General features: G+C 37.1%; 20 protein-coding genes. 13 read left to right on the top strand and 7 right to left on the bottom strand.

The features are described 5' to 3' along the window. Nucleotide 1: 1 nt before the first annotated feature. Nucleotides 2–445, bottom strand: coding sequence for a hypothetical protein (locus tag ABMA78_RS06365; protein WP_392858136.1), 444 nt, complete (start codon nucleotides 443–445; stop codon nucleotides 2–4). A gap of 645 nt (nucleotides 446–1,090) precedes the next feature. After that, nucleotides 1,091–1,855 carry a signal peptidase I gene (gene lepB, locus ABMA78_RS06360; RefSeq protein WP_392858134.1) on the bottom strand — a complete coding sequence of 255 codons (765 nt, stop codon included), beginning with the start codon at nucleotides 1,853–1,855 and terminating at the stop codon, nucleotides 1,091–1,093. A gap of 141 nt (nucleotides 1,856–1,996) precedes the next feature. On the opposite strand from lepB, the gene ABMA78_RS06355 reads away from it, so the two are divergent. Continuing rightward, nucleotides 1,997–2,389, top strand: coding sequence for a hypothetical protein (locus tag ABMA78_RS06355; RefSeq protein WP_392858131.1), 393 nt, complete (start codon nucleotides 1,997–1,999; stop codon nucleotides 2,387–2,389). 23 nt (nucleotides 2,390–2,412) lie between these two features. Here ABMA78_RS06355 and ABMA78_RS06350 read toward each other — a convergent pair whose 3' ends face one another. From ABMA78_RS06350 to groES, 3 genes are all read right to left on the bottom strand, one after another. Next, nucleotides 2,413–2,820 (bottom strand): response regulator, encoded by a 408-nt coding sequence (locus tag ABMA78_RS06350; RefSeq protein WP_392858129.1) that lies wholly within the window; start codon nucleotides 2,818–2,820, stop codon nucleotides 2,413–2,415. A gap of 528 nt (nucleotides 2,821–3,348) precedes the next feature. Beyond that, a complete protein-coding gene (groL, locus tag ABMA78_RS06345) occupies nucleotides 3,349–4,989 on the bottom strand; it encodes a chaperonin GroEL (protein WP_392858127.1) in 1,641 nt (546 codons plus the stop codon). A 29-nt stretch (nucleotides 4,990–5,018) separates the two neighbouring features. Next, a complete protein-coding gene (groES, locus tag ABMA78_RS06340; RefSeq protein ID WP_392858125.1) occupies nucleotides 5,019–5,306 on the bottom strand; it encodes a co-chaperone GroES in 288 nt (95 codons plus the stop codon). Between the two features lie 228 nt (nucleotides 5,307–5,534). Here groES and ABMA78_RS06335 point away from each other — a divergent pair, with 228 nt between their 5' ends. The 6 genes from ABMA78_RS06335 to ABMA78_RS06310 all read left to right on the top strand — a co-directional run bounded on the left by ABMA78_RS06335 (nucleotide 5,535) and on the right by ABMA78_RS06310 (nucleotide 13,974). Next, complete coding sequence (locus tag ABMA78_RS06335; protein WP_392858123.1) at nucleotides 5,535–7,280, top strand: chloride channel protein; 1,746 nt, start codon at nucleotides 5,535–5,537, stop codon at nucleotides 7,278–7,280. Between the two features lie 139 nt (nucleotides 7,281–7,419). Continuing rightward, on the top strand, nucleotides 7,420–8,550 hold the full coding sequence (locus ABMA78_RS06330) for a hypothetical protein (RefSeq protein WP_392858122.1): 1,131 nt from the start codon (nucleotides 7,420–7,422) through the stop codon (nucleotides 8,548–8,550). Nucleotides 8,551–8,622: 72 nt separating this feature from the next. Further along, nucleotides 8,623–10,263 carry a hypothetical protein gene (locus ABMA78_RS06325; RefSeq protein ID WP_392858120.1) on the top strand — a complete coding sequence of 547 codons (1,641 nt, stop codon included), beginning with the start codon at nucleotides 8,623–8,625 and terminating at the stop codon, nucleotides 10,261–10,263. Between the two features lie 26 nt (nucleotides 10,264–10,289). Beyond that, nucleotides 10,290–10,817: a hypothetical protein gene (locus ABMA78_RS06320; RefSeq protein WP_392858118.1), complete on the top strand. Its 528-nt coding sequence runs from the start codon at nucleotides 10,290–10,292 to the stop codon at nucleotides 10,815–10,817. Between the two features lie 56 nt (nucleotides 10,818–10,873). After that, complete coding sequence (locus ABMA78_RS06315; protein WP_392858117.1) at nucleotides 10,874–13,504, top strand: hypothetical protein; 2,631 nt, start codon at nucleotides 10,874–10,876, stop codon at nucleotides 13,502–13,504. Further along, nucleotides 13,492–13,974, top strand: coding sequence for a hypothetical protein (locus tag ABMA78_RS06310; RefSeq protein WP_392858115.1), 483 nt, complete (start codon nucleotides 13,492–13,494; stop codon nucleotides 13,972–13,974). Before ABMA78_RS06315 ends, ABMA78_RS06310 begins: the two co-directional genes overlap by 13 nt. On the opposite strand, the gene polA is transcribed toward ABMA78_RS06310, so the two are convergent. Continuing rightward, entirely contained in the window at nucleotides 13,966–16,623 is a 2,658-nt protein-coding gene (polA, locus tag ABMA78_RS06305) for a DNA polymerase I (RefSeq protein WP_392858113.1), read from the bottom strand. The two genes, ABMA78_RS06310 and polA, sit on opposite strands and share 9 nt — an antisense overlap. A gap of 73 nt (nucleotides 16,624–16,696) precedes the next feature. On the opposite strand from polA, the gene ABMA78_RS06300 reads away from it, so the two are divergent. Then, nucleotides 16,697–17,164: a GAF domain-containing protein gene (locus tag ABMA78_RS06300; RefSeq protein ID WP_392858111.1), complete on the top strand. Its 468-nt coding sequence runs from the start codon at nucleotides 16,697–16,699 to the stop codon at nucleotides 17,162–17,164. On the opposite strand, the gene ABMA78_RS06295 is transcribed toward ABMA78_RS06300, so the two are convergent. Further along, nucleotides 17,161–17,658 carry an RDD family protein gene (locus ABMA78_RS06295; RefSeq protein ID WP_392858109.1) on the bottom strand — a complete coding sequence of 166 codons (498 nt, stop codon included), beginning with the start codon at nucleotides 17,656–17,658 and terminating at the stop codon, nucleotides 17,161–17,163. The two genes, ABMA78_RS06300 and ABMA78_RS06295, sit on opposite strands and share 4 nt — an antisense overlap. Before the next feature lie 196 nt (nucleotides 17,659–17,854). Between ABMA78_RS06295 and trxA the strand changes: the two genes are divergently transcribed. From trxA to ABMA78_RS06270, 5 genes are all read left to right on the top strand, one after another. Beyond that, nucleotides 17,855–18,178 carry a thioredoxin gene (gene trxA, locus ABMA78_RS06290; RefSeq protein WP_103217620.1) on the top strand — a complete coding sequence of 108 codons (324 nt, stop codon included), beginning with the start codon at nucleotides 17,855–17,857 and terminating at the stop codon, nucleotides 18,176–18,178. A gap of 45 nt (nucleotides 18,179–18,223) precedes the next feature. Beyond that, the gene (gmhA, locus tag ABMA78_RS06285; RefSeq protein WP_392858107.1) at nucleotides 18,224–18,805 is read left to right on the top strand and encodes a D-sedoheptulose 7-phosphate isomerase; all 582 of its coding nucleotides are present in this window, start codon (nucleotides 18,224–18,226) and stop codon (nucleotides 18,803–18,805) included. A 111-nt stretch (nucleotides 18,806–18,916) separates the two neighbouring features. After that, complete coding sequence (locus ABMA78_RS06280; protein ID WP_021268125.1) at nucleotides 18,917–19,567, top strand: MotA/TolQ/ExbB proton channel family protein; 651 nt, start codon at nucleotides 18,917–18,919, stop codon at nucleotides 19,565–19,567. A 2-nt stretch (nucleotides 19,568–19,569) separates the two neighbouring features. Continuing rightward, on the top strand, nucleotides 19,570–20,097 hold the full coding sequence (locus ABMA78_RS06275; RefSeq protein ID WP_392858104.1) for an ExbD/TolR family protein: 528 nt from the start codon (nucleotides 19,570–19,572) through the stop codon (nucleotides 20,095–20,097). A 21-nt stretch (nucleotides 20,098–20,118) separates the two neighbouring features. After that, the gene (locus tag ABMA78_RS06270; protein ID WP_392858103.1) at nucleotides 20,119–20,628 is read left to right on the top strand and encodes a biopolymer transporter ExbD; all 510 of its coding nucleotides are present in this window, start codon (nucleotides 20,119–20,121) and stop codon (nucleotides 20,626–20,628) included. Nucleotides 20,629–20,656 lie beyond the last annotated feature (28 nt).

Genomic DNA, 20,656 nt, shown 5'->3' with positions numbered 1-20,656 from the left:
TTTAATACTCAGGTAATTTTGCTCTTTTCCCACCTGGCCAGCGAGAAGAGTTTGTCACAAGTTTGCTGAACATCTCTTGTCCTGCACGATCGGCCATACGAAACATACTGACAGGAAGTCTTTCTTGAAAGACCTTCTTAGTTTTTAGGATGGCATCGTCGTGAGTAATAGCAAATGAGCTATATTCAAATAAAGTGATACTTCCCTGCCTAAGCATGAAGTTCATATATCTTTTTAATAACTTTTGATAATTGATCAGTGCTCGAATATCACGAACGCAACAAATTACAAATTGATGTTCCTTCATTCTTATGGACTTAAAATCATCAAGCTTCATTGGTACAAGCTTCATTCCAAATTCTGAAAACACGCGAGACATATAGAGAAACTCTTCTCCTAGCGCTCGTTCAAATTGTAAATAGATGACATAGTTTGATTTTCTCACAATGATCCCATCGGTTCATTGCAAGTGTTAGTTAAAGGTGAAAGAGATGGAGGAAAATAATTCCCTAGAATGTAGAAAGGCCGAGAGTACTCCTTTCTTAAAACCACACACGTTACTCTCGGCCTCTATAAGCTTTGGGTCAAATCATAGGGAGAGAGGGATGTCTCCAAAGCTTATCTATAAACTTCCATGTTTTCTTCGTGTCCTTCCGTGGACACTCTAAATAAACAACAAATTTTTAAAAGGGGCCTAGAGGTGGTTTTGATTAAGCTTCTTGCTTTTTACAATTCTGTTGCCCTTTCCTCTAGGCCCATTTTTTCCTGAAAGCGACCTTACATTCATAAGTGTAACTCTCAGTTTCCATAGCAACGTCCTATTGCTAAATCCCAAAATCGTCCTAATCCTGGGGAGGCCCCCTGGCCTCTGGATACTTATATATAAGCAGGTAGCGTGCCAAAACTGGCAAATAATAGATTCAATAACTTACAAAAACTTTACAATTGAAGTGTGCAAAATGCCCCACAGGCCGCACTATAGAAAGATCAGTGGTCCTACAAAAACAGCCACTTAGCATAGGACCAAAAAGGAACTAGTACCTGAGTACTTTCCTTTGTGGCCCCATAGCAAATTTATTGTCAGGAAAATTTAAAGAGATGTACCGATTCGACCTGGTCTAAAGTGAAATGGTTTATCTGACCAAGGGTACACCATCGACATCCAAACCATGAATGCCTTACCGCGAATATTCTTCATTGGGACAAATCCCCAAACACGAGAATCACTTGAATAATCTCTGTTATCACCCATAACGAAAACGTGTCCATCAGGAACAGTTACCTTTTCTTGATTTAGGTGTCTAAAGAATGTTGGGTTCTCACCTACAGTGAACTTCTTCTCACCAATTGTTTGATGATAGAACTTCATATCTTCAGGGTTAAGTGAAGGCTCTTTATCATATAGACTTCTTAGCTCTTTATCCTCTTCAGCTTCGACTGCTGTCTTCTCAACCTTTTTACCATTAATGAACAGTTCATTTTCATAAACTTCAATTGTATCCCCAGGTAGACCAATTGTTCTTTTAACAAAAAGAATTGAAGGATTTATTGGATATTCGAAAACAACAATATCACCACGCTCAGGAAGAGATTGTCCACCGATGTAGATCGGATTAAAAAATTCAGTAAATGGAACCTTAAATCCATAAGACATCTTATTTACAACAATCGAGTCACCAATCGCATTTGTTGGAAGTAGTGATCCTGTTGGAATGTGGTAGTGGTCAATAAAAGTCGATCTAAAACCAAAAACGATTAAAATAATTTTAATCCATGATAGTGCTTCGTCTTTAAACCATTGACCTGAAAGAAAAGCAGGTTTCTGCTCCTCAACTTCTTGCGTTTTATTAAACATATTTCCTCACTTTATTAACTTTAAAAATTATAACGAGTTGTCCCTAAAAAGTATAAGGCTAATTGCGTTAGACACTTTGGTTGCACATCCTTCATAAAACTGCATAAAATAATATTATTCATATAACTTTAGGGAGGAATTATGAAATCAACTTTAGTATCGATTGTATTTTTAGTTTTTACTATTTTCAATGTAAGTGCATCAAGTGAACAGGAGGCATACTTCCCGTCACATTGTTCAAATTTTGGAGACAAAGTAAGCTACTCATTCACAAGTTGTATCAACTCAAATTTTAGGCGAGCCGAATTTGAACTTCCGAACCTATTTCTCCAATACTGCAATAATTTTGGAGATGACCTGAGCTTCTCATTTGAAAGTTGTGTAAATAATAATTTCAGAAGGATTGAAAGTGAGCTTGGAATGTTTCTAAGTCACTGTATGAATATTGGAAGAGGTGTAAGCTACTCTTTCGTAAGCTGTGTTAATCGCAACTTTAGTGACATTAGCTATGAATTAAGAAAACAAGAACAGTAGAAATTACTCATATCACAAGCGGCCTAAAGAGCCGCTTCTATATTTAGAACCGACTTCATTTTATCTTCTAGGACATTTGCAGAAAAAGGTTTTAATAAATAATTATTTGCACCCAATTCGATTGTTCTTTTAATGATAGAAACAGAGTTCTCTGAACTAACCATGACAACAGGTAGATCTGCCAATCTCTCATCCGCTCTTAATTGAAATAAAAAGTCTAGGCCATCGGAATTTGGCATATGAACATCACAGAATACAATTTGATATGGAGAGCCGTTTTCATGTGCTTCAACAACTTTTCTAAAAGCTGAAGCACCATCAACTGCTTCATGAATATTTTCAACACCGATATCATTTAAAATGGTTCTTACTGAGTTTCTAATATAATCGAGATCATCAACAACAAGTGCTTTGATACTTGAATACTCCATGAACTTTCCCCTTAAAGTGAACTCTTTCGTAATAAATATTATATCGGAATTCGATTAAAATACTTTATTTACTAAAGATAAGCGGTGTAAGCGGTTGAAAATTATAAGAGTAAGACGGATTGGGTTTGGAAATTGGCGCCTTGAAGAGTTGGCTTTTTCCATAAGAGAGTCTGTTGCTAACTTGCACTTCGTGAACATCCTGCGGCAAAAGTGCCCCAACGGGCAGTTTTGAAGTAGAGATGAATGTGACTCAAGAAACACAGAGCGAAGCTCGCGTGTTTCGGTCATGTTAGAAAGTCTGCTGCTAACTTTCACTTCGTGAAAGTGCCGCTCTTTCATTGCAGTTGCTTTCCCATTGCTCCTGAGACAACAAAGCCGGGCTTGAACCCGGCTTGTTGAAATAGTTTTTTAGCTAAAGATTGGGGGCCTAGCGCCGCGAACAATAGACTGGCCTTAGCCAGTCAATTTCGCGGTCGCTTACCAGGCATACTGCCTGGCTGATTAGACTTTTGAGCTATGCTCAAAAGGCTACATCATTCCAGGCATTCCGCCCATTCCGCCACCCATTGGAGGCATCGCTGGACCGTCTTCCTTAGGAATATCAGCAATCATTGTTTCAGTTGTCAGCATAAGACCTGCAACTGAAGCAGCGTTTTGAAGAGCTGAACGAGTAACCTTAACAGGATCAATGATACCTGCAGCGATTAGATCTTCGTATCTTTCGTCACGAGCGTTAAATCCGTATTTTGCATCTTCGTTCTTCTTCACTTCGTTAACAACAACAGAACCTTCAAGGCCTGCATTAGTTGCAATTTGTCTTAGTGGAGCCTCTACAGCTCTTTGAACGATTTTAATTCCGTGCATTTCTTCTTCTCTATTTGCTTTTAGATCAGCTAGAACTTGAGCTGCTTTTACAAGAGCAGATCCACCACCAACAACAATACCTTCTTCAACAGCGGCTCTTGTTGCGTTTAGTGCATCTTCAACACGATCTTTCTTTTCTTTCATTTCTGTTTCAGTTGGAGCACCAACGTTAACAACAGCTACACCACCAGAAAGCTTAGCAAGTCTTTCTTGTAATTTTTCTCTATCGTAGTCTGAAGTTGTTTCCGCAATTTGTGCTTTGATTTGAGAAACACGTGCTTCAACAGCTGTTTCATCACCTGCACCATCAACGATCGTTGTATTTTCTTTATCAATAGAGATTTTCTTAGCAGAACCTAGGTGCTCAAGAGCAGCAGTCTCAAGGCTCATTCCAAGCTCTTCAGAAATCACAGTACCACCAGTAAGTGCAGCGATATCTTTTAGCATTTCTTTTCTTCTATCACCAAAACCTGGAGCCTTAACAGCAGCAACGTTTAATGTTCCTCTTAGCTTGTTAACAACAAGAGTAGTGATCGCCTCACCTTCTACATCTTCAGCGATGATTAGAAGTGGTCTTGAAGTTTGAACAGCTTTTTCAAGGATTGGAAGAAGCTCTTTCATATTAGAAACTTTCTTATCAGTAATTAGGATATTTGCATTATCAAATGAAACTTCCATTTTTTCTGAATTAGTTACAAAGTATGGAGAAAGGTAACCACGGTCAAATTGCATCCCTTCAACAACATCTAGAGTTGTTTCTGCAGTCTTTGACTCTTCAATAGTGATAACACCATCTTTTCCAACTTTATCCATTGCTTCAGCAAGTAGAGTTCCGATCTCTTTATCATTATTAGCTGAAATAGTTCCAACTTGCTCGATCTCTTCATTAGTCTTGATTTCTTTAGCTACAGTTCTTAGTTCAGAAACGATCTTTTCTACAGCTGTATCAATCCCTCTTTTAAGATCCATTGGGTTGTGACCTGCAGTTACAAGCTTAGCACCTTCAGTATAAATTGCTTGAGCAAGAACTGTTGCAGTTGTCGTACCGTCACCTGCATCTTCGTTTGTCTTTTGAGCAACTTCTTTAACCATTTGAGCGCCCATATTTTGAAAGTTATTTTCTAGTTCAATTTCTTTTGCAACAGAAACACCATCTTTAGTGATGTGTGGAGCACCAAATGATTTTTGGATAACTACGTTTCTACCTTTAGGCCCTAGAGTAACTCTAACAGCATTCGCTAGTTGATTTACACCTTCTAAGATTAGTCCTCTTGCTTCTTCTGAGTACTTTAATTCTTTTGCCATTTTTATCTCCTATCTATTAATCAATTTGATTAAACTAAAATTCCTAAAATATCTGATTCTTTCATAATAATATATTCAACACCATCAAGCTTAACTTCACTTCCGGCGTACTTACCAAAAAGAACCTTGTCACCCTCTTTCACTGCCAGTTCAGCAACTGATCCATTATCTAGACGATATCCTGGCCCAACTGCAATAACTTCACCTTCACTTGGCTTTTCAGAGTTGTTATCTGGAATATAAATTCCACCAGCTGTCTTTGTTTCATTTTCAATTCTTTTGATTAAAACTCTATCTTGTAATGGTTTAACTTGCATAAATCCTCCAGTTAAATACATTTTTTATTTAATTACTAATTATTTATACACAAGGTGGTAGTGAACGGATACATGTCAAGGTCTGCCAAAGCGAAAAAATCATATTTTTTCACATTTATCTTAGCGCAAAGCAAAATTATCCTTCACGGAAGCTTAAAACTGTGAGATATTCCAAAAAAATTAGCCAGTTAACTTATCTTTATAAGGAGTCGCTCCGATAATTAGCATATGAAACTAAAGTTTAATGAAAAACTTTTAGGTAAATTCCTGCAAAATGAAGCCGCAGAGGAAAGAACATTTTTTGTCCTTACGCTCATTACAGGTGTTACATCAGCTCTTATCGCCGTCGGTCTACAAAAAGGTGTTCACTGGATTCAACAAATCCTTCAAACAGATACAACATTTACATGGCAATCAGTCCTTCTTGGAGGAGCAGCTCTCTTTATATCTGGTTGGCTAACAACTCGTAAATTTCCTTTCTCTGAAGGATCAGGTATCCCAAAAGTTCGCGCGGCCCTTGTTGTTGATCACGGAAGAATTAGTTTAAAAGATACTTTTGCTAAAGCTGTGACAACTCTGCTTGCACTTGGTTCAGGTGTCTCTCTTGGAAGAGAAGGGCCAACCGTTACCATTGCCTCAGGTGTCGCCTCTTGGCTTGGTTATTCATTTCATATTTCAAAGAAGCGAGTAAAGGCCCTTGTTGCAGTTGGAGCAGCGGGCGGAATTGCGGCTGCATTTGCAACTCCTATTTCAGCAGTTGTTTTTACATTAGAAGAAGTCGTTGGTGATCTTAATGCCAAAGTTCTTGGTTCAATTGTTATCTCATCAGTTGTGGCATCAATTACAGGGCAAATGCTTACAGGACAGCATCACATGTTTGAGCAACTTTATTATAAGATGCACGATCATCGTGAACTTCTTTTCTATTTACTCATAGGAATAAGTTGCGCTTTCATTGGCCCACTTTGGATGAAGTCTGTTTTGGCCTTTAGAGAATTCAATCGAAAACATATGAAGAGTCACAAGCTAACTTATATGATGATTGTTTTTCTAATCATTGCATTGATGACTCAAGTTCACTCAAGTGTTATTGGAAGTGGACACGGAACTTTAGAAGACACATTACTTTCACTTATTCTCGATCCGAAAGTTTTATTCTTAATGTTTTGTTTAAAATTCCTAGCAACATCTCTATGTTACTCGGCCGGAATTTCTGGTGGTCTTTTCATGCCAACACTTTTAATGGGAGCAACACTAGGAAGTTTAATTGGTTCCCTTGCAAGTGTTTTCTTTCCAGAAATTACGACGAATACTGGTGCGTATGCACTTGTTGGAATGGGAGCATTCTTTGTAACAGTTATTCGTGCTCCATTTACTTCTATCCTAATCGTGTTTGAGTTAACGAGAGACTACAATATTATTCTGCCACTGATGATTGCAAATATCATCGCCTATATGCTCTCTTCTAAACCGACAGAGAATGAATCAATCTACGAACAAATTTCTGCACAAGATGGAATTCACTTACCAACACGTGATGATTTAGAAGTGCTTGATCAACTTCATGTTGAAGATGCAATGATAAAAGATATCGTTACATACGGTGCCACTTTAACAGTTAATGAAACGCTAAAAGACATTCAAAAATACAATCCAGATCTTCAAGGTTTTCCTGTTTTAAAAAATGGAAGATTACTTGGAATGATGTCAACATCAGAGCTTAGAGTTCAACTTGCAAAAGGAAATGGCGACATAAGAATTGAACAATTCTGCGAGAAAAAAATTATAAAAATCTATCCAGATCAAAGTTTATATATTGCTCTTCACAGATTAAAAAGATTCCAAATCTCCCGTCTACCGGTCGTTTCGAGACTTGACGAAAAAAGAATCATTGGTATTCTCACACCAAAAGATATCGTAAAACAATTCGGTTATCAGATAACAGAATCAAAAGAAAACGAAGCCAACAGTTAACCTTTTCTTAAAAGCCGGTTAATTAAGTACAAATTCAGGCCTTCCACCCTTGACCCCTCTCGACTTTCAAAAATTCGGTTGCTACAAATTTATCCATCAATATTTTTTGTCTAACAACCTAACTAAAAAGGAGAGGGTAATGAAAAAATTACTACTAGCTTCGGCTCTTTTTATGGGAGCTTTCTCGACGCAAGCGGCGAGAGTTCAATTCGACTTTGATGTTTATTCTTCGGGAGCATCAATCTATCCATGTAACGCTGGTTTAAAGCACAAGAAGCACAGAGGTGTTTTCTGCTACAATCCGAAAACATTAAGATCATGTGACCCTGGATCAAGAGGTGGACATGGTGGTTATCCATTCCTAGAAGGTCTAATCGCTGAAGGTGGTAACGGTGGTTACAACGGTGGCGGCGGAGGCCAAGACTGTGGACCAGATGGAACAAATTGTGATTGTGTATGTGCTGGTGATCTAGATGGAAGAAATGAAAACACACTAGATACAGTACGTGGTAAAATCACGAAGTGGAAAGATCATGGTGATCGTTCTAACTTCAGATACTCAGTTGAGAAAACAGCTGGTGAGTATAACTACCACACTCTAATTGATCAAAATGATCAATTCAGCAAAAGACTTAAAGAACTATCTTTCAACCTTGGTTCAGAAATGTATGGTGCGAAGTACTTTGTTGACATCTGTTTCCGTGCAACACAAATCGACTACGGACAAAAACCAGACTACCTAACAGAGTCTACAGAAGACAGATTTGACTTCATCGTTCCAGATGAAATCAGAGATGACTACGTAGTAGGTATGCCAGAATCATTTGGTAGCATCGACAACCCACTTTACAAATTCGAAAGAAAAGTAACAGTAACAGATCTTGCTGGTTCAAACACTAGCGACCACTGGGATCTAGGTGAAGATGACACTATCTGGTCAGAAGAAAGTTACCAATCAGCAGCAAGACTTGCTGTTAAGTCTGGAATCTTCTGTAAAGACAAAGATGGAGACTATGTTCAAGTTTACGGTGGATCAGGAAACCCTTCTGCTCAAATTGACCTATCTTCAAACTCTGTTGTTGAATTCTTCAAGCGTTTTGCAGCAGCTGACCTAAAAGGTTGTGTTGTTCGTTACGAATTCGAAGAGAATGCAAGATATGCTCACAAAACTGTTGATAAGTTCAGAAGATGGAAAATGCAAGCTGCAAACATCTGTACTGATACAGCTATCACTAATATTCAAGGTCACGATCACGACTACGACTATTAATCAAAATCTTTAAATACTGCAGGGTGGTTTACCACCCTGCCTTTACTAAGTGAAGAGATGTGCGGGGGAAATATGATTTACAGGGGCTTAATACTATTATTTTTAACATTTAATACTCTTGCGTGCTTAGTTGCATCTGCACCAAAGAATATTAACATTTCTATTTCTCCACTCAGTAAAGGTCTGTATATCTACGACGACTCAGGAACGAAAAGAGAAGAAATGCCAAATATACTTGCTTCAAACTGCTTGACTGCGGCATCAAATAATCACTACACAATGATTACAGTAGGAATTGAGAACTACGTTCTAACAGATAAATTCCTTACATACAGTATTAATGACAAGGTTACTTACGGCTCAAAAGATTTCTGCCGTATCGAAAATCTTGAAAACATAAATGGAACAACTAAAGACGAGAGAGAACAACGTCTACTAAAACGTCGTCGTATCATGAATCGATGCCTCGAATTTGAAGTAAATGATGTTGCGGAGTCTGGTATTGAATTTCCAAAAACTCAGTCAGGTTGTAAAGTCACCAGAATTGACAAAAATAAAGCAAGGTTTCAAGGATACTACTGTTTCTTTAAACCAAGCACTGACTCAGCCTACATCATTAAACCAATTATTAATGAGGCTTGTTTAACAAATGATTTCTACACAGAAAACGAATTTGAATTACAAGATATATTGGCATCAATTGGTATCTATGTTTCAGGGGATGCAACAGGGCGCTCACCAGACTTAAAGTATGTAAAAGACTTTAAGCTAAGGTTAAATCAATCACCAGAAGGAATCTTAGCAGTAAATAAAACAATTGAGCCAGATGAGCCAAAGTTTCCAATCAAGTGGCCTGTAAATGACATTCAACTTGGGAAGCTCTATCTGACAACATCGAAAGATACAAAGAATAGCGCATACTTTGGTGTTCCATTATTCGTAAGAAATACATGCGAGAAAAAATGTGAACAAGGAAAGCCGTGTACAGCTCCATGTAATTATACTCAACCAATTGCCGCAGAGTTTGTTCTTACACAACTAGCTGGCAATGGAAAAAAACACTATGTTACTTCTTGGTTTGATGGAGGAATCGCTCCAGCGAATTGGACAGGTTTAATAAATGGTATTGGTACACAAATTACTTCTAATTATTTTGAAGTTGGTAAGGACTATGAACTAGAAGTTATCCTTGATGATCAAGAATACAACTTCATGATGTTCAAAGGACGTATTAAGTCTCGCTTAAACTTACGTCCAACAACAATCCCGGCCATTAACAGAGAAGGGAGAACAATTGGAGAAATTTCACCTTTTTCAAAAGTTGAAGTTTTAAAATCACTTCCTAGCTACCCTGTATTCGATGCAATTAAGTTTACAGGTAATAGTCACCTTGGCGTAAAGAACACTGTTAACTCAATTAGCCGTGTTTTTGATGATCCGGTATGGCCTCCATACTTTTCAGACTACTGTATAAACGGATCATGTGTCCTGATGAAAGATCACATGCTAAGGCTAAAATTAAAATTCAAGGTAACTCAAGACGAGAAAACAGGAGAGCTAATTTCAGAAGTTTTAGAATATAAAAAAGAGGCTAACCTTCAAGATAATAAAACAGTTAACAACTATACAGCACCATACTTTACTTGTACTCCTCCAGGGAAAGACCCAACGGATGATGACAGTGATGATGATTTTGGGGATATTGATTTTTAGTAGCTATATATAGCAAAGGGGAAACAATGAAGAAATTACTGATGATTTTGTTATTAATGTTTACAAGCACGACTTTCGCAAATGATGTTGATGATATGTTTGGTAGCGGAGAGGATCAATTCGAATTTGAAAAATTTTCAAATGAAGAAATCCTATTAAGAATTGAAGAAGACATTAAAGTTTCATGTCGAAAAGGAGAATGTACTCTCTTCTCAACTGAAAACAAATTTGCTGGTTTTGAAGTTGGATTCAACATCGGTGAAGGAATGAATCAACAAGCTGGAAGTGGAGTTAATATCTACACTGGAGGATACGGTGGACAAATTAACGGAGAATACTGGGGAGTTAACGTTAGATACTACAACGGTAAGTGTACTCAACGTATTAAGGTACCTAAGTCTGTTTATATTGCTATTAACCGTTATATGTATGGCCTACTTGACACAGATGGTAATACACGCCGTGGTTTCACTCCTGCTGACGAAGCAATGATTCTTTTCTACACAACGATCATTGGGAAATCAAGCAACTGTAATGGAAATGGCGGAAGCTAAAAAAATTAAGCTTTTCTTTAATTGTTAAGAAAAATTCTAAGTTATAAAACCTCTCTATGATGAGAGGTTTTTTATTTCTATTTTTAATTACTTTTACCGCCCATGCGAAAATCAAATGGCATGATTGGCAACATCAAGAACTAAATGACTTGATTACTCCGCTGACAACAATCGACTTAAATAACCGTGCATCCTGTGCAATCGATTCTAAGAAACCAACAACATCAATGTTTGTTTTCTTAAATAACACGATTCCGGCCAAAGCAGCATATCGCTTGGCAAATCGAACAGGCCAAGACAAAACAAAAGTAATTAAAGAATTAATTAGGGACTATCGAAATAAAGTAACTCGACTTCTTTATGAAATTCATCAAAAGCTAGTTCATCAAGAACTCCCACTTCTCCCCTACCTAGATAGTGAAAACAATATTCCCGTCAAGTATCAAAAGATCTTAAAAGAGTGTTATGGCAAGCTAGAGTGTCCAAAACTCAATAATTACATGGATGCCCTCTGGACAAGCTCTCATAAGTTAAAACATCGACTATATGATAGCTTTGAAGATAGTAATTATATTCAGAAAAAATATGTCAAAAAAAATGAAACGTTTAAGTGCATTAGGATAAAGAAATTTGGTCCACTACAAGCAAATCTTTTCGGCCAAAAACCATCAGTTCAAGACCTTAACCGTATCGCACAAGAGTTATTAGATTTAGATGAAAGAGTATCTGATTGTCGCTTAGAAGATATCGACCAGATTGATAACCTACAAGTCTCTGGTTACCAGTTTGATATCGAGGGGATCAAAGAAAGATATTGGGAAAAAGAAGTTGGATTTGATTATTGGAACTCAATGAAACTCTATTTCGCTTGGGCAATGAAGAATTTGAAAGTTGAAAACTCTAAGTACGAACAAATCATTAGAAATTCGAATACCCAAGATTATATACTCTTTTCTCCGAGTGGATGTAAGAGCGATATCATTCCTACTTGTAATAACAAGAGACTCGCAGAAAACTCATTTAGAGAGTTCTCTCGCAAGAATTTTGAAAAGGATGCTCTAGAGCTCGACATCTTAGCGCCTATTTCAGAGGGGGTTCAAAATGACCTACTTAAAGATCCATTTGCCAGTGTCAATCAGGATATTCTCGATATCGCCTCGTATAACGATGCTGATAAGTGGATAGAGCATATATTCAAGAATCAGACTCAAACTAAGAACTACGTTAAAAATAAACTTATTGATTCATTAACTTTTTTCTCCCTCGTGAGAAATCGCCTTAGGCCAGAAGAAGTTAAAGAACAGCTCGCATTTTATTTTAGAAATCTAGATGGTAATACGATCAAAAATGATCTTTATTACTTATGTGCAGAAGCTTCTGTTATCTCGGATGATATCTTTAGTTTTACAAAGAAGCATATTGAAGGCCTAAAAGGAACAGATCTCATCGATAACCTTGACCTTATTTTTTCAAAGAAGCCTTATGATGATGTTATCGATTATTATAAGTCCCTAATGGATGAAACACGTGCCTACTGTAAGAGTCTAGATCAAAAGAATATTTGGAATGATGAATTTGATATCGAATACGAAGGTTTTCATCAGTGGTATATCGATAAGACCAGAGCAGCAAAAACTTTTGAAACATTTCCAGAAAAGCACTACGAGAGTGATGCTCTCTCACAAGATTTTATAACGTATGAGAATGGAGACATTATTTGTCGCTCAATAAGTCATTGCTTAAGAAAATCTATTATCAATATTATTGAAACTTCTCGTGCAAGCTACTATGGTGATCTCTTCTGGAAGGCGAAGTTTTCACAAGCTTCAGCAGACTTATTTAATCCATACGCAGATCGTGTCTCTTGCAAGGTATATGATCCTTATTTTAAGACAAAGCAAGTCATGACTCAATTTGTGTCAGATATTGGCCAGGGACTGATGAGTTTCTTCACACCAGGTGTTCTATATACAAGAGTGAGCCTAACACCTGGCTACGTCACTTCTTTTAATAAGATGATTAAAGATGGCCAAATTGAATTTAATAAAGACTATGAAAAATCAAAAGTTAACGTTGAACTAATTACTGAATTTGGGCCATTAATTGGAGTTCCTTGTGCCCTCTCAATTACAGGTAGTACTAAGAGTCCAACGAATTTATATCATTTCAGAGGCATCTCTGTTGGTGCTTGCTTTGATCGTAGCGGTGGTGACGTCATTGCCAATAGTGGCTCAGATGTGTCTTCACAAGACCCAACACGTAGAGCGGCATGTGCTGCTTGTCGAATCAACTTTGAAGGTATTTCAAATACACTTACTTATTTTAATTCAAAACTTGGACCTTTCTTCTATGTAGCAAGAGCTTTATATAGCTTATACAAGGGCCTAACTGATTTTGATAATATCCCTAGAAGATGGGAGCTAGACTTAGAAAAACTTAAAACTACATATCAACGCTTTGGTGAGATTCCTAAGAGGTGCCGTTCGACTCTTTTAAATGGAAACCACTGTTTAAGTAATCAAGATGAGAAACTAGCTGTAGAGGCAGTTCTTGAGAAAAACTTAACAATATTCGCCTCAAAGAGAGTTGTTAATGGTTACAAATTTAAAGTCAGAGAATGTAAAAATGATTTAACTGTTAGGGTGGAGCAAAATTTTGCGAGGTTATTTTCATCATGCGAGCAATAATACTATTATTTTTCTTACCAGTTATTAGTGCTTATGCATTAAGTGTTAATATTATTTGGACACAAGATTTTACAAAAGAGCTACACCTAGAGTGTTCTAATATTGGTTGTCTTGATGGCCAAAGCTCAGACGTTATTGAAGAAGCTATTTGTGATGAATGTTTTTCTGACTCAGTTAATTCTACATTTATATTCAATAATATAACAACCTATCTTCATCCAAATGAATTGATAACTCTTGATGAGTTTATCACTTACCTTTACACAGCAGATTTTATCTCAATCAACTACAACTCTCCCTATGATCTTGTCTCAAGTCGCTCCATGGAAATTAAGAAATTACTTTATAAAGATTTGTGCCCGAATAAGCACGATGCAATTATTTTTTTTAGAAGAGGATATGCTGATACATTTTCCTCTCCAGAGCTTATTTACTGCGGAGAGGAAATATATACTGCACAATTATTTTAGATCGTACCAGTTAACACCAAATGCAGGATCGACTTTTAGTGGAACTTTTAATTCGACGACGTTTTCCATGCCTTCTTTGACAAGAGTCTTCATTTCATCAAGCTCTGACTCAAGAACATCAAAGATAAGCTCATCGTGTACCTGAAGAATCATTTTAGACTTTAGTCCACGCTTCTTCATTTCTGCATCGATATTAATCATTGCACACTTGATGATATCAGCCGCAGTCCCTTGAATTGGCGAGTTAATTGCCATTCGCTCAGCATTTGCTTTGACTGTGCGATTATTAGAATGAATATCTGGAAGGAACCTCTTTCTTCCATACATTGTAATTGAATAACCTGTTTTCTCAGCATCTTCCTTAAGTCCATCTAAGAAGCCTTTGATCTTTGAAAATCTCTCAAAGTATTTTTCAATATAGGCCTTAGCATCTTTTCTTGAAATTTTAAGGGCCGAAGCTAAACCGAATGAAGACTGTCCATACATAAGACCAAAGTTTACGGCCTTTGCCTTTGAACGCTCATCACTTGTAACTTCCTCAAGAGCAATGCCATTAATTTCACTTGCCGTTTGTGCGTGAATATCCTTGTCCTCATTGAATGCCTTAATCATTGTTGGATCTTCACTGTAGTGAGCAAGGATTCTAAGTTCTACTTGGGAATAATCGGCAGCTAAAAGTAAGTTACCAGGTGTTGCTATAAATGCCTTTCTCACAAGTCGTCCTGTTTCAGAACGAATTGGAATATTCTGTAGGTTCGGATTCACACTTGAAAGTCGACCAGTTTGAGCAACGTGCTGATTAAAGCTTGTATGAACCTTTCCTGTTTTAGGATTTACGATTTCAGGAAGGGCCTTCACGTATGTCGAAAGAATCTTTCCTAATTCACGATACTGAAGAATTAAACCTGGGACCTCATTAATATTTTTTGAATCAAGCTCTTCTAGTACAGAAGAATCCGTTGAGTAACCTGTTTTCGTTTTCTTAACAACAGGGAATGATAACTCATTAAATAAGAACTCCCCTACTTGTTTTGGAGAATTCAAATTAATAGTGTCATTCATTGAATATGAATCAACTTTCTTTTGAATTTTATCTAAAGACTCTTGCAGATCTTTTGCCATTTCATAAAGGTATTCTTTATTTAAGTGCACACCTTCGAACTCCATTTCAGCTAAGATTGGAATAAGCTTATTGTCGATATCTTCATAAACACTAACGAGTTCTTTTTCCTTAAGCTCTTCTTTTAAATGATTTGCAAGCCTAAAGACTGCAATTGATCTTAGGCCCGAATAAGATGCCTTATCTTCACTCGTTTCAAGAGAGGTAATAAAAGGAGTCTTCTTATCAAGAGTCGTTACCTTTACATTTACATTAGATGCGATAACTTCAAGATTATGTCTCGTACTTGGGCTTACATTATAGTGGGCCAAAGTAACATCAAAATTCTTGGCCTTAAACTCTAGTCCACGTCGAAGTAAGTGAGAGTAGTCACGTTTTGAGTGTTCACTATATACTTCTCTCGACTCAATACCCCAGATTAACTCTAGTAATTCTTTTTCATTAGAATCATTAACTTCGACAAAGTAAGAATTATTATCATCAAATGAAATACTTAATCCTACAAGATTACGAGCATGAATATCTTCACTATCAAACTCTGTTTGAACTGCAAGTGCCATTTGATCTTTAATAATCGTCTTAAATTCCTCAAGAGTCGTAACCTTATGTTCAAATGGAGATGCCAGCTCTTCACCTTCCCCTTCCTCACCATTAGCAATAGAAAGTTGGTATTTAAGATCTTCCATTCTCTTAATCATTGAATTCATACCAAGGTCTTTTAGAAAAGTTAGAAGTTCCTCTGAAGGATAGAACTTAATCTCAGAATCTTCTGCCTTACATTCTAAATCAATATCTGTAACAATTTTAATTAGTTCTTTTGAGAGCTTTGCATCCTCAACATGTTCAGTGAAAGCAGTTGTTAATTTCTTACCTTTAAATGTATCTGAAACTTCAAAACACTTCTCAAGAGTTCCATGCTCTGCAAGTAACTTTGCAGCTCCCTTTGCACCAATACCACGCATTCCAGGAATATTATCCGACGTGTCCCCCACCATTGATAAGTAATCAACGATTTGATCTGGGCGTACCCCCATCTTTTCAAAGACACCTTTTTCGTCGTAAGTAACATCCTTCATCGTATCGAGCATCTTAATATTGTCACCAACAAATTGCATAAGGTCCTTATCACCTGAGGCAATTAGGATTTCATCAAAGTCATTTTTCCATTGAACAACAGTTGAGCCAATAATATCGTCGGCCTCATATGTTTCATTTGCAACATTGAGAAGACCCATCTTGTCGATAAGTTCTTTAATGAGTGCAAACTGAGGGACAAGTTCTTCAGGTGGCTCAGAACGATTGGCCTTATACTGATCATAAAGTTCATTTCTAAAAGATCCGCCCGAAGTATCGCGAGCAAGAAGCATATGAGTTGGCCTATAATTGGCCATGATTTTCAATAGCATTGAAAGCACACCATAAGTGGCGTTAACAGGTGTTCCGTCTGGCGCATTCATTGAACGAATTGCAAAAAATGCACGGAATATAAAGTTACTGACGTCGACGACGATTAATCTTTTCTTTGACATATAATCTCCAATTTATGCTATAAATCTAGCCAATTATGTTGAATCTGTTAATGATTAATGTGGAGAATCGATTATGGACAATGCACAAAAGATCGAAATTTATACTAGAGTAAAGCGAGATATCTTTGCTATTTGTGAAGGCGAAAGTAGCACAATTGCAAAAATGGCCACAATCTCTTGTGTTTTGAAACAGGCATTTCCCCATTATTACTGGTGCGGGTTCTACATGGTTGACCCAAATAAAGAACAAGAGCTTGTCGTTGGCCCATACCAAGGAACTCTTGGCTGTCTTCGCATCCCTTTTGGTAAGGGGGTTTGCGGAACTGCTGCTCAACTTCTTGAAACACAAATCGTTGAAGATGTTCATGCAATTGCCAACCACATCACTTGTGACCCAAAGAGTCAGTCAGAGATTGTTATTCCGGTTTTTGAAAATAAAAAATTAATTGCAGTTCTTGATGTTGATAGCGATTCACTTGCAAGCTTCAATGAAATTGATAAATCTAATTTAGAAGAGATTATCAATACTGTTTTTGCCTAGGCCTGAGTCCCCTGGTCTTCAAACCAATTTGTTTTACGCTTCTTAATTGCAAGCATTGTATCATCATTTGCCATAACAGTAGTGTCGGCCATAACATCACCTAAGCGATGCCCCGAATCAAGCTTATAGAGAAGATATAACTCTATCCCCACAATTGGAATTCCTACAATGACGGCCATAAACCAACCTGCTACAGGAATGATGGCAAATACTAATGGAATAATAAAAGGGAGATTTCTAATAAAGCTTTGCTTAAGTGAACAAGGTGTTCCATCAACTAAAGAAATTACTCTAAAGCCGATAAACTTCTTACCAACAGACTGTCCATTTTGAATTGAGTCAGCAAAAGTTAGATAGACGATAGAAAGAAGAATACCAATTGGATATAAGAATAGAGACAAGACTACGACAATAAAAAGGTCAATTGCCTTAGCGAGTATGCGTGAATAACGTGCAACCTTAATGGCCGACTTTAAAAGGTACTTTCTATCCATATAACTATCTTATCCTATGAATTTTATTAGAAAACAAGGCATTTTTTGCACCTAGTCCAAACAATAGATATTAACTAAAGAAATGCTTAACTTCTCTATCAGTCAATAGACTTTGATTAATAGCCAAAAATAGGATTTTAATATATAACTTTAGACTGAGACTAAATAGAGCACATACGCTCTGGAGGATAATTATATGAGTACTGTTGGTAAAACTGACGTAACAAATTTTGAATCTGATGTACTAAAAAGCGCGAAGCCAGTTCTAGTAGACTTCTGGGCAGAGTGGTGTGGACCTTGTAAAACACTTGGACCAGTACTTGACGAAGTAGCATCAGAAATTGGTGAAACTGCAACAATCTTAAAAGTGAACGTTGATGACAACGGAGAACTTGCTCAACAATACGGAATTAGAGGGATCCCAACAATGATCTTCTTTAAAGACGGTCAAGCAACGAAGACTCTAGTTGGTGTTCAAACAAAAGAAGAAATTAAGAAGTCTTTAGAAGAACTTATGTAATAAAAGCCTCTACGATAGAGGCTTTTCTTTTTTGAGAAGGAATTTATGTCTAATTTTATTTCCCACGCATTTAATCACGCACAAGAAACTCTAACAAAATTTATCGCTAACGAAGAAAACTTCGCCACTATGGAGAAAGCGATTAATGAAATGGTTACGGCCATAAAAGGTGGAGGACGTGTTATTAGTTGTGGAAATGGTGGTTCAATGTGCGATGCTATGCACTTCGCAGAAGAACTAACAGGACGTTTTCGTAAAGATCGCCCAGCAATGCCAGCTATTGCTATCGCCGACTCTTCTCATATCACATGTGTGGCCAACGACTATGGTTTTGAATATATCTTTTCAAAATATGTTGAGGCCCATGGACACAAAGGAGATGTCCTTCTTGCCATCTCAACTTCAGGTAATTCACCAAATTGTCTTGAGGCCGTAAAATCAGCTCATGAAAAAGGGATGAAAGTTGTCGGTCTTCTTGGAAAAGGCGGTGGAAAAATGAAGGATCTTGTGGACTTCCCTATCGTTATTGAAGCAGATCTTTCTGATCGTATTCAAGAAATGCATATTAAAATTATTCACACTTTTATAGAGGGAATTGAGCGCCAAGTTTTCCCTCAAAATTACTAAAGAATTACGAGAAAGAATCGGCAGTTTATTCCAAGTCTTTAAAATCAAGTGCTTGACGCGAATATGAGTTAAAATATTCTTAAGTTAGTACATAATTTTAAGGAGCTATAAATGGAAGGCACAGCTGTATCATCGGTAAACACGATCGCTGCTTTTTTTCAAAACGGTGGAATCTTCATGTGGATCATTCTCTTTATCTGGGCAGTAGGTCTAGCTATTGGATTAGAAAGATTCTTTAAACTAAGCTTTAAATTTGATGTTGATGGGGCTTCATTTATGAATGAACTTCGTCGCTATATTATGGCAAATGATGTTGAGGGTGCCTCACGTGTATGTTCAGGATCAAGCGCTGCCCTACCAAAGGTATTAAGAAGTGGACTTGAAAGAGCTTCTGCTAAACCAGAGCAAATTCAAAATGCAATCGATGCAACAGCTTTAGAAGTCATTCCAAAAGTAGAGCTAAGACTTAACTACCTACAGCTAATTGCAAATATCTCAACACTATTTGGACTACTGGGAACGATCCAAGGTCTAATCGCTTCATTTGCGGCCGTTGCTGCTGCAGACCCTACGCAAAAAGCAGAGCTTCTTGCAAAAGGTATTTCACAAGCGATGAACACAACATTCCTAGGTCTACTAGTTGCTATCACAATCATGATCATTCACGCTTTCCTAAGTTCAAAGTCAGAGAAGATCATCAATGAGATCGATGAGTATTCAGTTAAATTAATGGACATCTTAAATACAGAAGAAAGTAAGTAATTATGTATAGAAAGCCGAGTCGAAAATATAAGAATAAGAAAGTTGAGAGACTGAATCTAATTCCAATTTTAGATTCGGTCTTCATCTTTATCTTCTTTCTTTTAATGTCTGCAAACTTTGTGAGAATTTATGAGATTGGTTCTGATGTTCCTATCATTTCAAACTCAACTCCACCAAAGAAGCAAAAAGAAAGATTAGACCTAACTCTAAAGATTAACACGAGTAATATCACTCTTCACTCCGGGCCAAATGAGAGACGTATTTTCACGGCCGGTAAAACAGCTGATGGTGAGTACGATCTATTCAAACTAAGAGAAAAGTTAATTGATCTTAAGAAGAGATATGTGGATGAAAAGGAAGTTATTTTCATCCCTAATGCAAATATCTCTTACGAAGAATTAATTAAGATTATGGATGCTGTTCGCGATATCAAGAAAACAGACCCAGAAGTTTGGACAAAGAGAGATGGACAGGACGTAAAAGTTCTTGAGCTATTTAACAATATTATTTTTGGCGATACGCAGTCGTAGAAATAAAGAATCAGGTTTATTATGAGAAATCGTTCAATTAGAAATAGAGGAATTAGAAGAAAGAAGGAACCATTTGATATTGATATCACTTCCCTTCTCGACATTCTTGTTATTCTTCTTGTATTCCTAATTCGAAGCTATGATACAACAGGTGTAATTCTTAATATTCCAAAAGATATTACAATCCCACACTCTGCTTCAAAGTCTATCAATGAGCAAGGTGTTGTTGTTCAGGTTTCGACAAAGATCGTTTGGGTTGATGATAAAGAAGTCCTTAATACTGAGACTTTCAAAGGACAACTCTACTCTCAAGGTGGGAAGCTTATTGTTCCACTTTATAACGAGCTCGTTGCTAAGAAGAAAGAAATTGATGACCTTACAAAAATGACACCTAATGCGAAAAAGTTCTCGGGTATTGTGAATCTCGTCATTGATAAGTCGTTGAAGTATAACTATGTTAAGAAGCTTATGCACACTGCTGCTGAGGCAGGGTTTCAACAGTATAAATTCGTTGTTCTTGGACAAGAGTAACATCGTGCGATCAAAGGTTGCCCGACGG

This window comes from Halobacteriovorax sp. RZ-2 (genome assembly GCF_043196685.1).
GTDB lineage: Bacteria > Bdellovibrionota > Bacteriovoracia > Bacteriovoracales > Bacteriovoracaceae > Halobacteriovorax_A.
The sequence above is the reverse complement of the archived record's forward strand: the minus strand, read 5'-3'. Positions and strand labels throughout refer to the sequence as shown.

What these genes read in the sequence shown, in the direction of transcription:
- ABMA78_RS06350 (WP_392858129.1), bottom strand. Translation starts at nt 2,820, where the DNA reads ATGGAGTATTCAAGTATCAAAGCACTTGTTGTTGATGATCTCGATTAT.
- ABMA78_RS06320 (WP_392858118.1), top strand. Translation starts at nt 10,290, where the DNA reads ATGAAGAAATTACTGATGATTTTGTTATTAATGTTTACAAGCACGACT.
- ABMA78_RS06355 (WP_392858131.1), top strand. Translation starts at nt 1,997, where the DNA reads ATGAAATCAACTTTAGTATCGATTGTATTTTTAGTTTTTACTATTTTC.
- ABMA78_RS06270 (WP_392858103.1), top strand. Translation starts at nt 20,119, where the DNA reads ATGAGAAATCGTTCAATTAGAAATAGAGGAATTAGAAGAAAGAAGGAA.
- gmhA (WP_392858107.1), top strand. Translation starts at nt 18,224, where the DNA reads ATGTCTAATTTTATTTCCCACGCATTTAATCACGCACAAGAAACTCTA.
- ABMA78_RS06310 (WP_392858115.1), top strand. Translation starts at nt 13,492, where the DNA reads ATGCGAGCAATAATACTATTATTTTTCTTACCAGTTATTAGTGCTTAT.
- ABMA78_RS06315 (WP_392858117.1), top strand. Translation starts at nt 10,874, where the DNA reads ATGATGAGAGGTTTTTTATTTCTATTTTTAATTACTTTTACCGCCCAT.
- ABMA78_RS06330 (WP_392858122.1), top strand. Translation starts at nt 7,420, where the DNA reads ATGAAAAAATTACTACTAGCTTCGGCTCTTTTTATGGGAGCTTTCTCG.
- ABMA78_RS06300 (WP_392858111.1), top strand. Translation starts at nt 16,697, where the DNA reads ATGGACAATGCACAAAAGATCGAAATTTATACTAGAGTAAAGCGAGAT.
- ABMA78_RS06295 (WP_392858109.1), bottom strand. Translation starts at nt 17,658, where the DNA reads ATGGATAGAAAGTACCTTTTAAAGTCGGCCATTAAGGTTGCACGTTAT.
- ABMA78_RS06335 (WP_392858123.1), top strand. Translation starts at nt 5,535, where the DNA reads ATGAAACTAAAGTTTAATGAAAAACTTTTAGGTAAATTCCTGCAAAAT.
- trxA (WP_103217620.1), top strand. Translation starts at nt 17,855, where the DNA reads ATGAGTACTGTTGGTAAAACTGACGTAACAAATTTTGAATCTGATGTA.
- ABMA78_RS06275 (WP_392858104.1), top strand. Translation starts at nt 19,570, where the DNA reads ATGTATAGAAAGCCGAGTCGAAAATATAAGAATAAGAAAGTTGAGAGA.
- ABMA78_RS06325 (WP_392858120.1), top strand. Translation starts at nt 8,623, where the DNA reads ATGATTTACAGGGGCTTAATACTATTATTTTTAACATTTAATACTCTT.
- groL (WP_392858127.1), bottom strand. Translation starts at nt 4,989, where the DNA reads ATGGCAAAAGAATTAAAGTACTCAGAAGAAGCAAGAGGACTAATCTTA.
- groES (WP_392858125.1), bottom strand. Translation starts at nt 5,306, where the DNA reads ATGCAAGTTAAACCATTACAAGATAGAGTTTTAATCAAAAGAATTGAA.
- ABMA78_RS06280 (WP_021268125.1), top strand. Translation starts at nt 18,917, where the DNA reads ATGGAAGGCACAGCTGTATCATCGGTAAACACGATCGCTGCTTTTTTT.
- lepB (WP_392858134.1), bottom strand. Translation starts at nt 1,855, where the DNA reads ATGTTTAATAAAACGCAAGAAGTTGAGGAGCAGAAACCTGCTTTTCTT.
- polA (WP_392858113.1), bottom strand. Translation starts at nt 16,623, where the DNA reads ATGTCAAAGAAAAGATTAATCGTCGTCGACGTCAGTAACTTTATATTC.